This is a genomic window from Campylobacter concisus, assembly GCF_002913945.1.
In the GTDB taxonomy this organism is placed as follows: Bacteria; Campylobacterota; Campylobacteria; order Campylobacterales; family Campylobacteraceae; genus Campylobacter_A; species Campylobacter_A concisus_P.
In genome coordinates, this window is the sequence record NZ_POZK01000035.1 from 59104 (window position 1) to 73004 (window position 13901).

The 13901-nt window shown below is 32.7% G+C and carries 12 protein-coding genes and 2 tRNA genes; 8 read left to right on the top strand and 6 right to left on the bottom strand.

Features of this window, described 5'->3' with window-relative positions; translation table 11 throughout:
• Window positions 1-4: 4 nt before the first annotated feature.
• Together CYP64_RS10370 and CYP64_RS07945 are read right to left on the bottom strand one after the other, a co-directional pair.
• On the bottom strand, window positions 5-814 hold the full coding sequence (locus CYP64_RS10370; protein WP_258032989.1) for a hypothetical protein: 810 nt from the start codon (window positions 812-814) through the stop codon (window positions 5-7).
• Between the two features lie 2 nt (window positions 815-816).
• Entirely contained in the window at window positions 817-1035 is a 219-nt protein-coding gene (locus CYP64_RS07945) for a helix-turn-helix domain-containing protein (protein ID WP_054196526.1), read from the bottom strand.
• A 255-nt stretch (window positions 1036-1290) separates the two neighbouring features.
• On the opposite strand from CYP64_RS07945, the gene CYP64_RS07950 reads away from it, so the two are divergent.
• The 8 genes from CYP64_RS07950 to CYP64_RS07985 all read left to right on the top strand — a co-directional run bounded on the left by CYP64_RS07950 (window position 1291) and on the right by CYP64_RS07985 (window position 9033).
• Window positions 1291-1668: a hypothetical protein gene (locus CYP64_RS07950; RefSeq protein WP_103577280.1), complete on the top strand. Its 378-nt coding sequence runs from the start codon at window positions 1291-1293 to the stop codon at window positions 1666-1668.
• 99 nt (window positions 1669-1767) lie between these two features.
• On the top strand, window positions 1768-1989 hold the full coding sequence (locus CYP64_RS07955; protein WP_103649334.1) for a hypothetical protein: 222 nt from the start codon (window positions 1768-1770) through the stop codon (window positions 1987-1989).
• Between the two features lie 522 nt (window positions 1990-2511).
• The gene (locus tag CYP64_RS07960; protein WP_103649335.1) at window positions 2512-3951 is read left to right on the top strand and encodes a hypothetical protein; all 1440 of its coding nucleotides are present in this window, start codon (window positions 2512-2514) and stop codon (window positions 3949-3951) included.
• A gap of 3 nt (window positions 3952-3954) precedes the next feature.
• Complete coding sequence (locus CYP64_RS07965; RefSeq protein ID WP_181001710.1) at window positions 3955-4371, top strand: hypothetical protein; 417 nt, start codon at window positions 3955-3957, stop codon at window positions 4369-4371.
• 3 nt (window positions 4372-4374) lie between these two features.
• Window positions 4375-5514, top strand: coding sequence for a zonular occludens toxin domain-containing protein (locus CYP64_RS07970; protein WP_103649336.1), 1140 nt, complete (start codon window positions 4375-4377; stop codon window positions 5512-5514).
• Window positions 5465-6607, top strand: coding sequence for a type II secretion system protein GspD (locus tag CYP64_RS07975; protein ID WP_103649337.1), 1143 nt, complete (start codon window positions 5465-5467; stop codon window positions 6605-6607). The genes CYP64_RS07970 and CYP64_RS07975 overlap by 50 nt, the downstream gene beginning before the upstream one ends.
• Window positions 6608-6838: 231 nt before the next feature.
• Window positions 6839-8158 carry a replication protein gene (locus tag CYP64_RS07980; protein WP_103649338.1) on the top strand — a complete coding sequence of 440 codons (1320 nt, stop codon included), beginning with the start codon at window positions 6839-6841 and terminating at the stop codon, window positions 8156-8158.
• 2 nt (window positions 8159-8160) lie between these two features.
• Window positions 8161-9033, top strand: coding sequence for a tyrosine-type recombinase/integrase (locus CYP64_RS07985; RefSeq protein WP_103649339.1), 873 nt, complete (start codon window positions 8161-8163; stop codon window positions 9031-9033).
• A 46-nt stretch (window positions 9034-9079) separates the two neighbouring features.
• Here CYP64_RS07985 and CYP64_RS07990 read toward each other — a convergent pair.
• The 4 genes from CYP64_RS07990 to CYP64_RS08005 all read right to left on the bottom strand — a co-directional run bounded on the left by CYP64_RS07990 (window position 9080) and on the right by CYP64_RS08005 (window position 13900).
• Window positions 9080-9154: transfer RNA gene (locus CYP64_RS07990), tRNA-Met, on the bottom strand.
• Window positions 9155-9180: 26 nt separating this feature from the next.
• Window positions 9181-9255: transfer RNA gene (locus CYP64_RS07995), tRNA-Gln, on the bottom strand.
• A 107-nt stretch (window positions 9256-9362) separates the two neighbouring features.
• Window positions 9363-11543 (bottom strand): DNA translocase FtsK 4TM domain-containing protein, encoded by a 2181-nt coding sequence (locus tag CYP64_RS08000; RefSeq protein ID WP_440130152.1) that lies wholly within the window; start codon window positions 11541-11543, stop codon window positions 9363-9365.
• Between the two features lie 41 nt (window positions 11544-11584).
• Window positions 11585-13900, bottom strand: coding sequence for a flagellin N-terminal helical domain-containing protein (locus tag CYP64_RS08005; protein ID WP_103649341.1), 2316 nt, complete (start codon window positions 13898-13900; stop codon window positions 11585-11587).
• Between the last annotated feature and the right edge of the window lies 1 nt (window position 13901).

The following is a 13901-nucleotide window of genomic DNA, read 5'->3' on the forward strand; positions in this document are numbered from 1 at the left end:
TATCTTAATCAAGGTTTAATTTAATCCCAAATTTTAAAAGCTCTTTTGGTAAAAAGTCATCTATATTGTTTATTATTTCATTATCTATTTCTATTAAATTTAAACCATATTTTTTATAAAGGTGTTTCTTCTTTTCCTTTCTCGCTAAATATTTTTCATCTTCTTCGTATCCCCAAAATTCTATATAAATTTTTCCTTTTGGTATATAAAAATCGCAATACATATCTTCTTCTATTGGAACTCTTTTTTCATAAGCGTGTGCTATACACTCCCCAAATAGCCAGTTTGATATAATTACTTCAGCCCTGCTTCTTACATAGTGTCCATCATTAGTTCTATACTCTGCCTTAAATTTATCTCTAAAATTTTCTTGCTTTTCTTGCTTTTCTTCTTTCTGTTCTTTTTCTTCTTTTTCTTCTTTTTGTTCTTTTTGTTCTTTTTTTATTTCGTTTATAAAGATATCATCTTTTAGTATTTCTTCTGTCCATCTAATATTTGCTTTTCCCATATAAAAATTTTGCTCTCCACCTTTACTTTTTCCAAGTTGTGTTACTGTATATCCATTACTACATTTTTCGGCATAACCTATATTTACAAAAGCTTCGTTTATCTCTTTTGAATTTTTATTAAATGCTTCTGCTATTTGTTTTGCTGTTATAATTTGCATAAAATTCCTTTTTTTAAAATTTGTTTTTCTTACTTGTTTTTCTATAAAATTTATTATTAATTTTATTAAAAATATAAATAATAAAATAGGCATTACAGATATAAAAATTTTTATGAGTGGAATAATTAGATTTAAATTTTGTTCCAACATTATTCCTCTGATTTATTTATCTTAGTATTTATTTTTCCATTGTTTGCTTTTTCTCTTATTTTTTCTAATCTTTCTAGAAATTTTTTGGTTTCTAAAATTTGTTCATCTAGTGCTAAACCTTGATTTATTAATCGTATTAATTCTGGCTTTTCTTTTTCCCAATTTGTGAGTGTATTTCTAGTAATATTTAATTTGTCTGCTAATTCTTGTCTAGTCATTTTTCATACTTTTTGACAAATTATTTTGCATTTTATTAATTTTTAAGGGTTTTTTATTTAACATTTCATTATCCAAATGCACAATTATTGTGCATAATTTTTTGATTTTTGTTCGCAACAAAATTATATCAAAAATTGCATAGGTTTTGCCCTGAATATGGCATTAAACTGTTTTAGCCCCGTTTGGACGAAACACCTTTTCGGGGCTATGTTAAATGGTGTTTCAAAAAAAATAAACTAAAAAAGGTGTTAAAAATGCAAATCGTTAAATCTGAATATGATTTAAAGTATGTTCTTAGGGGTGGTCTTGTTAGAAGTTCGGCTTCTGGTAAGTTTGAAGGTAATGATTACTCTTCTTCAGTTCGTATCTCTTCATCAAATATCTATGACGTTGTTAATGAAAAGACTGGCTTTACTGATGAAGTAGAGCAAAAAGTTGTTTTTAAAATAATCTGCCCAGATAATAATACCGCTGGACTTGTAGCGGCTGCAATAAAAGAAAAATTTAAAAAAGGCGAAGAAATACCGGTTGAAGGTGGCTTCCCTAACGATCAAAGAATAATTACGATCGCTAATCCAGTTGAATACTTCCTTTTTGATACAAAGCCTGCAAAAAAACCTGAAAATAAATAAATAAATAAAGGGGTCTATCCCCTTTAACTACTTATTTAAGTCCGTGTTTCCTTAAATAAGTAGTTAAAGGCTACTAAATTTAAACAAAAAGGGTTAGAGATGAAAAAAATTCTTTCTTCTACTAAGGCTAAGGTTTTAGGTGGTGTTGCTGCTGTTAGCACAATGTCGAGCAATGCTCTTGCAGCTGGCATAACAATGGGTGCAGACGGCACAGTAACTGGCGATCTTAATATCACTCCATTTATGGGCGTAGCTGGTGCAGTTATTGTTGTTTTGGCTGCAATTTTTGCTGTTAAAAAAGGTCTTTCTCTTTTAAAATAGCTTGTTCCCCTTTATTGGGGGCTAATTTTTAAAAAGGTTAAAAGTGTATTTTGATTTTATAGACGTTACGAAATTAGGATTTTTTCTTAATTCTTTCTTTGCTGTTGTAATTGTCTTTTTTGCTTGTGTTACTGCCATTACTTCCGCTTTTAGTCTTTTTAAAAATTAGTACTTAAATTTTAAAGCTTAAAGCAGAGTGCAAATCAAAGCTTTAAGCCGACAAGCGAAGTGCGTCAGGTTTTTATTAGGATTTAAATTTATGGATAAAGTCTTTCTTAACTTAACAATAGAGCAATATAACTTCTTGATGTCTACCACTGGTACTTTATGCGGTTTCTTGCTTTGTTTGTTTATTTTCTTAATTCTTTCAAGAATTTAAAAAAGGTGTTTAAAATGTTTAACGTTATTGGTATTCCGGCTTTTGATTACTTCTTTTCTATCTTTATATGGTTTATGGTCTTATCATTACCGATTTGTGCTGCTTTAACTCTTTTAACAAAAAGATTTTTTTAAGGCTTTGTGATGAAATTTCTAGTTAGATATTTCATTTTCTTATCTCTTTTATGCTCTCTTGCTTTTTCTAAAAATTGCGAAGGTGGCTTATGTTCGGTTATTCGTGATAAAGACTTTGGTAAAAGTTTTAAGCCCGTCGATGGCAAATTTTTAAAAGGTAATAATTATTTAGGCATTAGACGGCCGGAATGGGGTTATTATATTATCTATTCTTTTACAATTAGCGAAGAAGCTTATTATTTTTTAGGCTCAAAAACTCCTGGTTTTTATACTGGGTTTGGCTATGACTATGTTTATATAGGTGGCAAGCCTAGAACTGGCCATTTTGTTGAGCGTGGTGGTGGTGGTATTTTTGATTATTTTTATGTTTCTGATAATCCTGATCATCCAGTTTTTACTTATTATGATTTTATTGTTTTCAATTCAAAAGAAGTTGCTAGTTGTTCTTTAAATCAAGAATTTAACACTGATACTATGCAATGTGTTGATGCTTGTCCAGCTGGTCAATTATGGAATGTTGAAACTAATGCTTGCGTGGTTGATTGCACTGATGAAGATAATCATAAATTTTTTACTTCTGATTATACTTGTATAGATTGCTCTAGTGCTTTAACGGTAGATGATGTTGCTAGGTGTTATTGTTCTGGTCTTGGCTCTTCTTATAATCCTGGTTATGCTTGGGATCCTGAAAAACCTAATATTATTCGAGCACGTTGCAAAAATGGAACAGAAGTTGTCTTTAAATTTGATAAAAGTAAAGAAAATTCTAACAAAGATAAGGATAAAGACAAAGAAGACCCAAATAAAGACAAAGATAAAGATAAAGATAAAGACAAGGACAAAGACAAAGAAGATCCAAACAAAGACAAAGACAAAGACAATAACAATTCTACGCCTGGCAATGGTGGCGGTTCTAGTGGTGGCAATAATAACGGCTCTAGTGGTAATAATGGCGGTTCATCTGGCGGCACTGGTGGCGGATCGAGTGGTGGCACTGGTGGCGGTTCATCTGGTGGCTCAGGTGGTGGCACTGGTGGCGGTTCGTCTGGCGGTGGACAAGGTGGCGGTAAAGATCCTGAAAATGCTACACCTGGCAATATAGATTATGGCGAGCTTGAAGAAAGAACCGCTGATCTCGCAAATACGTATAAGGAAAATATTAATAATCTTTTTGAGCCTATTGATGGTATTAAAAAAAGCTTAAATGATACTATCTCAAAAATCAAAGATGGAAATTTAATGAGCTTAAAAAAAGGCGGTATTCCTAACACTTGCCCTTTAAATTTTGATATAGATATGTTTTTCTTTAGTAAAAAAGTTGTCTTTGATTTTTGTAGTATTCTTTCGCCGATTGCTTCTTCTCTTTATGTCTTTTTCTTTGTAGCTTTCTTTTTGTTGTTTTTATTTTTAATAGCCAAGCTATTTATTTTTACTTTTATGGGGTGGTAAGATATGCAAGCAATTATAGCTACTATTGTTTTATTCTTTCGCTTTTTTAAATGGGAAAATGCTATTAATTTTGTTTTTAAAGCAATTACATTTTCTAAAATGGTTGTTATTAACGTAATTCTAGGTGCTCTTGTTTTATCTTATGCTGCTGCTGTTATTTATATTATTAATTTCATCTATTCTAAGATTAACTATATTATTGATTATGTTAATAATCTCTCTGTTGGTAGTGATAGGATTGTTACGACCGCTTTTTCTATTTTAAAATCTCTTGGTGCCTGGAATGCCTTTTGTGATGTGTTTTCTATATTTTCGCCTATTTTGCTTTCATTTTTTGTAATTTATGCGACAAAGATCGGCATTACTATTTTTAGATTTATTCGCGAAACTTTAGTTACATTTATTTTGGCAAAGCTTTAAAACATGATTACTTATTTAGTTGGCAATCCTGGAAGTGGTAAAACATATTACGCAGTATATATGATTTACCAGACCTTTTTATTTGAGCCAAAGAAAACATTTTTATCTAAATATGTAAAACCCAAAGAAAAGCCTAATTATTCATTTTGCTACACAAACATAAATGAGTTTAAGTTTGAGTTATCCGATAAATTTAAAAAGTTTGATTTTGATGAGTTCTATTTAGGTTTAAGAAACTTATATGCTTTATATAAGACTGGTGCCAGCGATAACGAAGTTAATGAAAAAGCCAAAGAGTTAAATTTATATGGTTTCATATTTGTTCTTGACGAGTGCCATAACTTCTTTAAAGACAAAAAGGACGAAATTTTAGTTTGGTGGCTTACATATCATCGCCATTTATACCAGGATATTTATTTAATTACCCAAGATTTAACCCTAGTCAATAATGAATATAAACGTATAGCAGAGAAATTTTATAAAGCTGCCGATAGTGCAAAAAGATTATTTTCAAAGAAATTTCGTTATGAAGTCTTTGCTTCTTTTAGATTATATAAAAAAGATAGGCTTGAAGTTATTAATATTCCATATCTTGATGAAGTATTTAATTTATATCACTCTGGCCAAACGTCAAATAAGAAATCATTTGTAAGATTTTATTTTTTACTAGCTATTTTTGTTTTAATATTTCTTTTAATTTATTTTTATTTTGTTGTTATGTCTATTTTTAAGCCTGACACTCCAGCTGAAAACAATTTATCAAATCAAGATAAAACTTCTTTTCCAAATTCTCAAAAAAATAGTATTTCTGATTTTCCAGATATATTTAAAGATACTTCAAAACATAACATTAAAAATAGTTCCGATATACCAGAAATTCATATATACAACATTACTTGCGTTAATTCATCTTGCCATTTTGACGAAGATTATCATCTATACCCATTATCATTACTTAGTTACATATCTTCAATGCACACGCCATTATATTTTTATTATGAGCCAAAATCTCACGAGCTTGTCAAGTATTACTATGTATTTGACAAGCCAGTTTTTCAAAATTTAATTTCAAAAAATAACAAAGGTGTTTCCGATGAAAAGTTTAATCAAGTTCCTAGTTCTTCCACTTCTGTTTTTAAATAGTTTGTCTGCTGCTGAAATTTACACCGATCTTTTAGATTTCGCACGGCTTACCAGTAGAGCAAATAATATAGCCATTGTAACTGATGAAAGCATACACCAGGGCGAATATTATTTTATCTATGAAGATGAAGTTAAGATCACGATTGCAATGTTTAGAAAAATGCTTGAAGCAAAGAATTTATATCTTTATAAAAAGGATAATTTCTATTACGTAAGCTCTCAAAAATTGCCTGATTATGATCTTAGGCGTATCGAGCTAAAGAATTATGTTTACGATGATGTAAATAAAATTCTTAGCCAGTTTGATTTAAATGCTACTTACTCAACGTCTTCTAATTCGGTTTTCTTTAGGGCTGATGACTATATATTTGATCAGATTAAAGAAGCCATTGCGAAAATTGATAAGAGCCTGGAGCAAGTAACTTTTAAGCTGACTATCACTGAAACAAATTTAAAAGACATTAAAGATTTAGGCACAAATTTAAAAGGCTTGCTTAAGCCACTTAATCACGGCGATTTAGCTTATTATATTAATCTGATTACTTCCCCTTATATTTCTAATTCAAATATTATTAAAAATGATGATCGTGCCTTTTTTGGCATATTAAATTTTCTTGATACGAATGGCATTACAAAAATTATCTCTTCGCCAGTATTGACGGCAAAAAATCACACTGAAGTTTATTTTAGTTCCGTTCAAAATATCCCTTATTTGGTTTCAAAAACTGATATATCAAACGCAAATTATCAAAAGACCGATAGTTATGAATATAAAGACATTGGTCTAAAAATAAATTTAAAACCTATCATTTTATCAGATCACATTGATTTTGACTTACACTTAATACTTGAAGATATTCTTTCTCAAAGTACATCATTAACGCCCATTGTTTCAAAAAAAGAGCTTAAAAGCTCATATTCTTTAAAACGTGGCGACGTTCTTGTGCTTAGTGGTATCAATAAGACAACCACTTCTAAGCTAAGAAATGGCGTTCCTATCCTTAAAGATATATGGCTTTTAAAGTATCTTTTTTCAGTCGAGCAAGACAGCGAGATAAATTCTGTTCTAACGCTCACAATTCAAATTATTTAATTGTTTTAGGGGTGTAGGGGATTTCCCCTACAAAAGGCGAGAAATAAAGCCTATTGGCACGTTTTGCTTAATCGAGCCGTGCAGCTAATATGCTTTTTGGGCTTAAAACACCCCTTTCGCCTATATGTGTTTTGGCGTAGCCAAAAAAGGCTGCCTTTGGGCGGACGAAGTCCGCCACAAAGGCAGCCCTTGTCAAATTAATAAAAAACTCTTACGTTTAAGGAAGCGATTATGCGAGCGAGAAATTTATATGGTGTTTCTCCCCTTGACGTTGAGCTTTGCCAAGCAAAGCTTGATAGTCAAAGGGAATATATGCGCTCTTTCTCTTTTGTTAATGTTAATGGCCATGTTAGAAATTTGCTAGATATTTCAATGTCGGCTAACTTTAGCGATAAATATTACGCTGAAGTGTCTAATCGTGTAAATGTGTTTAGCTCTTTTGCGATCGATTATTTTCAAGTCCCAGTATTTTTAACCATCACTCTTAACGGCTGCTTTAGGGGCGCATTAAATGGCGATTATTCTAAATTTATGCCGATTGATTATAGATATTTGCCTGATGAAGTTAAGTATAAGGCTAAAAATTCAGCTCCTTTAAGTATTTCTGATTTAGTAGCCGTTCTTAATCATCAATGGAATTTATTTGTTATGCGATATTCAAGAAAATTTAAAAATATCGATAGAAGCTATATAAGGTGCTTTGAGCCACACATTCACGCTTTATTTTACGTCCCAGCTCACACAATAGGCTTTATGAAAAGAATTTATACTGATATTTTTTATGCTCCGCAAAACCTAAAAACAAATGCTATCACAAGCGAGCAAGAGAAAAATGGCGAATTAAACGGCTTTCAAACCAGTATCAATAATCCTAGTGGCTATGTTATGAAGTATATTCAAAAGACTTTCATCAACCTAAAAGAAACGCAAGATTTTGATGAGCTTTCGGCCTGGTATGTAAAGCACAAAGTAAGAAGATTTATAAGCTCACGCACTAAAGTGCCGTTATGGGTGTATAGGAAGATTAATTTTATTAGCACGATGCAAGACTTTTATCACTTAAACGATTTAACAAACGATCATAGAGCAATACTTGAGTGGAATAAAAAAGATGATTACATATATATAAATTTGCCTTTCAATAAAGAAGAGATTATTTATTTAAATGGCAGATTGGAGCATTATATAAGTGGTAGGCTTATGAATTTTTACGATAGATTGAAAATTGATGGCCAAAAAGATGAAAACGCACAAGATGAAATAAAGAGCTTTGGCAATTCTTTAAAACAAAAGCAAATTTTAAAGCTTTGCGATGAGCTTTTTAAAAGCGATGAAAAGCCTAAACCAGTAAGCAGAATGAAAGATTACGAATTAGTTAATTATTATCAAAGCTTGGGTGGCGATGTAAATGCCCAGCATTTAGCCTATGTTGAAAATTTAATGCTTGATAGAAATTTAGATAATTTCACACACTATCATGAAAAGCACGATCTAAATGCCCCTGATATTGATAGCTTTGTAGATAGATTTTTGATTTGTAATGAGTTTTAAAAATGTGTTTAAATGAGCTTTTTAATAATTACATTAGCTTTTATGAGCTTATTTTAAGTCCAACCACTTTAAGAAGTGATATAGCTACTTATAACAAGCATTTTAAAAACTCACTTGGCTTAAGAGAAATAGAAGATATAAATTTTATCGATATACAAAAGTTTTGCAATGATCTTATAAAGCAAGATTACAAGATAAAGACTATTAAGAATATTATTGCAAAGCTAAAGGTTATTTTCAAGCTAGGTATAAAGCTGGAGTTAATAAATAAAAATCCTTGCGATTTTATTGAGCTGCCAAAGTTTGATAATAAAAGGTATTTTGATTACTCGATCACTATTCAAAAACGTTTTATTAAGGCTATTTGTGAAAATACCGAGCCAAGCTCTGATATATTCTTTTTTCTACTTCATGGCAGACGAAAGAATGAAGTATTAAGCTTAAAATTTAGCGATATAAATTTTAAGACCAGGACTTATATTATCCCCTTTAAAATCAATAAGGCCAAAAGAAATATGATTTATAAAATGAGCGATGAGCTTTTTAATCGTCTTTATAAAAGATTTTTGATAGCTAAGAAAGAAAATAAGCTAAACGATTATGTCTTTATTAATCCTATGACTAACGATAAATTTAAAGATTTGCGTAAAAGCTGGGCTTCACTTCTTAAAAAGAATAACTTACCTAAAATTAGGCTTCACGATATAAGGCATTTAATCGGCACATATTCAATTAATTATTTAAAAATTCCGATCGAGCAAGTATCATTTACATTGGGTCATACAAACATCACTACAACACAAAAATATATTACTGCAAACGTTAAAAAATCAAAAGAAACTATCGAAAATTTACTAAAATCAATTTCAGAATAATTTAAGCATTTTAAAAAGTGTTTCAAATATCGATGAAATGGGCATTTGGTTGCGGAGGACGGATTTGAACCGCCGACCTTCGGGTTATGAGCCCGACGAGCTACCACTGCTCTACTCCGCGATAAGTATTATTTTGGATTTAAAAAGTGGATGGGGTAAGAGGATTCGAACCTCTGAATGACTGGACCAAAACCAGTTGCCTTACCGCTTGGCGATACCCCAATGTTTTTAAGAGTTGTAATTATATAGATTTTAATATGCTTTGTCAAGGCTTTTTAGAATTTTAATAAAAATTAAAATTCTAAAATTAAAATAATTTATGACTTTAGCTATAAAATTTCTCTTTGTCCTTTTGCATTCACTGGGCTTAAAACACCCATTTTTTCCATTTGTTCAATTATATTTGCAGCTTTGTTATAGCCTATTTTTAGACGTCTTTGTAAGTAGCTTATTGAAGTTTTTTGCTCGCTCAAGATGATCTCTTTTGCCTCTTCATAAAGCTCGTCAAGTTCATCTTCTCCCAGTGCTCCAGCAGCCACACTTCCACTAGAGCCTTCTTCTACTAAAAATTTCTCGTCGTAGATAACTTCTTGTTGCTCTTTTAAGAAATTTACAACCATTTCTATCTCTTTTTCGCTAGCAAATGGCGCATGCAGCCTGATCACTCCAGGACTTCCAGGAGGTGTAAATAACATATCACCGCGCCCTAGCAAGCTCTCGGCACCCATTTGATCAAGGATCACTTTGCTATCAATTCTTTGCCCTACTCTGTAGCTTATCCTGCTTGGCAAATTTGCCTTTATAAGGCCGGTTACGACATCGACACTTGGGCGCTGAGTGGCCACTATCAAGTGTATGCCACTAGCCCTTGCCATCTGCGCTAAGCGTCCAATATAAAGCTCAACATCCTTCCCACTAGTCATCATCAGATCAGCTAGCTCATCGATGATCACAACGATATACGGGAACTGCTCACCGCCTTCCTCTTTCATCTTTTCGTTGTAACTCTCTATATTTTTCGTACGAGTTTGGCTCATTATCTTATATCTTCGCTCCATCTCAGCGACCATATTGGCAAGTGCAGTGATCGCTTTTTTAGCCTCTGTAATGACCGGTGTCAAAAGATGTGGGATGTCGTTATATATGATAAATTCAAGCATTTTTGGATCTATCATCATTAGACGTAAAGTTTGCGGGCTATTTCTATAAAGCAAGCTCAAAAGCATCGCGTTTATACCAACACTTTTGCCAGATCCTGTAGTTCCAGCGATTAGCAAATGAGGTAGTTTTTTAAGGTCTGTCACAAAAGGTGCACCAACAATATCTTTGCCAAGAGCCATAGTTAGCGGGCTACTTGCATTTTTAAAGACTTCGCTCTCTAAAATTTCTTTTAGATAGATTGTTTCCAAATTTTGATTTGGCACCTCGATACCTACCACATCTTTACCAGGGATCGGCGCTTGGATACGGATCGTTTGAGCCTTTAGTGCCATCGCTAGGTCATCTTGAAGTGTTAAAATTTTACTTACCTTGATATGTGGGGCTGGACGAAACTCAAATGTCGTGACGATAGGCCCAGTATAAGTTCTAACCACATCTCCGTCTATTTTAAACTTACGGAGTTTATCAAGCAAATTAGAAATTTGTTGATCGATTTCCATTTCATTTACACTATGTGAGCGTTTTGGTGGATCGTTTAAAAATTTAAGCGGTGGCAAGACAAAATTCTTTGGCTTTTCTACATTTCCTCGTTCTATTTGATCAAGCAACTTCTTATTTTCAGCCACTTCGTTTAAAATTTCAACTCCGTTTATAGTCGAGGCCTTACTCTCTTTTTCTGACTCAGGCTCTAGCTCTTCATCTAAATTCTGTTCATCATCATTTAGCACCTGAGCTTCTATAAGCTCTTCTTCTTTTATATCATTATTCTTTTGTTTTTTGCGTTCGATTTTTGGAAGTTGTTTTTGTTTTATCTCTTTTAAATTTCTCTCTTCATGGACTTTTATCTCTTTATCCACAAACGCCTTTCTTAAAACAATGATAAAATTTTCTCTAAAAGCAAGCCCAAGTGAGATAATAAACATCATAAGTATAGCAACCGCAGTGCCGATAGAGCCGATCACCTCTTTTAAAGCACTAACTATAAAATTCCCAATTATACCGCCATTTATACTTGAAGCACTCAAGGCTTGAAACATCAAAAAAGCTATAAAAAAGAGAAAAATTCCTACCAAAAACTGAGCAAAATCAAAATCAAATTTCTTAAAATTTTTATAGACAAAATAGCCCAAAATGATCAATAAAAATGGATAAACATATGCGATAAGTCCAAAATATTTGATATTTAAAATACCAAGGCTTTGTCCAAGCGAGCCAACAAAATCAGCAGTAGGAGCAGCTGTGGCTATACCACAATATACAAAAATGCAAACAAAAATAGTAAATAAGATATGTCGTAAAATTTTAGATCCTTTATAAAAAAGGCTTATTATAGCACGCTTGAGTTTAATTTTAAAAAATCAGCAGGCTGCCTAGCTTGCTGATTTAAATTTTAATTTAAATAATTTAGCAAGCTTAGTTGATTTATCTTTGCACTTGCTTGTAGGGTTGCTTGATAAGATAGTGAAAGTTGCGTAAATTTCAGATATGACTCCGCATAGTCTGCGTCAATTACATCATTTTTAACAGTTTGCACATTCACTTTCATTACTTCGGCTCGCTCTTTTGTAGCGGTTAAAAGTTTTGATTGAGAGCCGATCTTTGTAAGCTCTTTATTTGCATGATCTATTAGATGATCAAGCCTTTGTAATGCGCCTTGCATGCCAGTATTTCGTGGGTCATTGCTATTTGCATCAGCTCTATAATATCCCTTTCTAACAGCTTCAATCATATTATCAAGGTCTTGAAAAACGCTCGTACTTGGCTCATCAATAGTTAAAGCATTATTTTCATTAAAGCTAAAGACAGAACCCTTTCCTTGAGGGTGGCCAGCATTACCAGCCGTATCTCTACCAGTACTATCGCCATCAAATTTATCGCTATTTTTTGCATCATGCATAGTTACTTCTATGTTTGTTACCGATTTTGTCTTATCAGTTAAAACCATTCTGCCTTTATCATCTAAAGTTGTCTCTACTGCACCCTTAGTTTTTGATAAAGCCTCTTTATAGGCATTATAGTTTTGATCTCTTTTTATTTTTTCAATATCTGTATCAAAATTTGCATTTTCTGCATGTGGAGGATTTGGGATATTATCGCTTGCTGCCATAGCAACGATATCCATGAGCTGTCTATAAGTAAAATCGCTAGCGTAAGTTCTGTAACTTCCAAACTCATCTGAGTTATAAACTGTTAAAGTTCTAGTTGCAGAAGGTGTGCCACCTGGTGGTGTAGATGTTATGTCAAATTGCACTGGAGTATTTGTACCCCCTGCTGTGCCCATTTTTACCTTTATGTCATATTTTGTGCCAGTGATTGACTTTACTTGTAAATTTATCTCTTGGTTGTCGATATTAAAAAGCTCTCTCTTTCTAGCATCGACATCTTTTGGATATAAATTTCTATCGTAGCTCTCTTTTGTACCAGAAACTTCGCTTAGCTTTGTCTGATCTGTTGCATATTCGCCCGTTCTTCTAGCTACTTGAGGTAAATTTGCGATTAGCTCATTATCTTTTCTTTCAAATCTAACCTTGTCATAGTCAAATGCATTTGTCGCATTTCCATCTTTATCGGTATATTTGCTCTTTACAAACTCAGTGATATGAACCGTTTTTGGAACGTTATTTGCCATAGTTTCAAGATCTTCAAGAGAATTTACCGTATCAAGCGCATTGTTTTGAGCGATTGCACCACGATTTGGTGCTACTGATGTGGCTGCAACCATATGAAAGTCAATAGTTTGATTACCTTTAGTAAGATCTTTTATATTAAATTGTCCATCGTTATTTATGCTTACATCAACAACTTTTGTTGTTTTTGTATTGCCAAATTCCATGCCGATTTTTTCCATAAGCCCAGCCATTGTTGTATTTGCACTCATCTTAAATTTGCTAGTAAATGTCGTGCCGTCTGGCTTTTTGCCTTGCATGAAAAAATATGTATCTGGAAAATTTACATTTGAATTATCTAAAAAATCATAATCCGGATTTATTGTTCCATTGTAAGAGCCATCACTTCTAACCACTGAATCACTAGCGTAATTTAACCCGATCATATTTTTTATCTTGCTGTTATCGTTTAGAAATTTTGGCGCATAAGAGATGTCGGTTCTGGTTTGATCAGTCAAACGAACATTTGTTGTCAAAATTTTACTGTAATCGCCATCTTTTCCTAAAAATAGATCATATCCTGGTATATTATAAGGAAGCTCAACCTGAGCGCCGGCTGATGTTTTCATATAATCACGGTTGCCTTGATACTTTCCTGCACCATCTATTGGCTTTGTATCAACAGCACTGCCAGAAAACAAAAACTGCCCATTAACCGAAGTGTTTGCAATATTTACAAGGTGATTTTTTATACCTTGAAGATCATTTGCTAAAGCCTCTAGCGATGTCTTACTATGCACGCTGCTAGCTGCTTGGACTACTTTTGTCTTAAAATTTTCAAGCTGTTTTTCAAACTCTTGCAATGCATTATCTGTATTTTTTGAGAAATTTACAGATTTACCAGTGGCATCAACTACTTGAGTGAGAGTAGTCGCTTCATAATCAAGCCTCATTGCATCATTATAAGTCGCAGCACCATCGTATGGATCTTGAATTTTCAAACCATTTGAGAGCTGCTTGTAGCTTTTATTTACACCAGTCATATTTTTTTGGTAGTCATGCAAAGTCTGACTAAAACGTAGTTGGTTTGTTATTCTCATA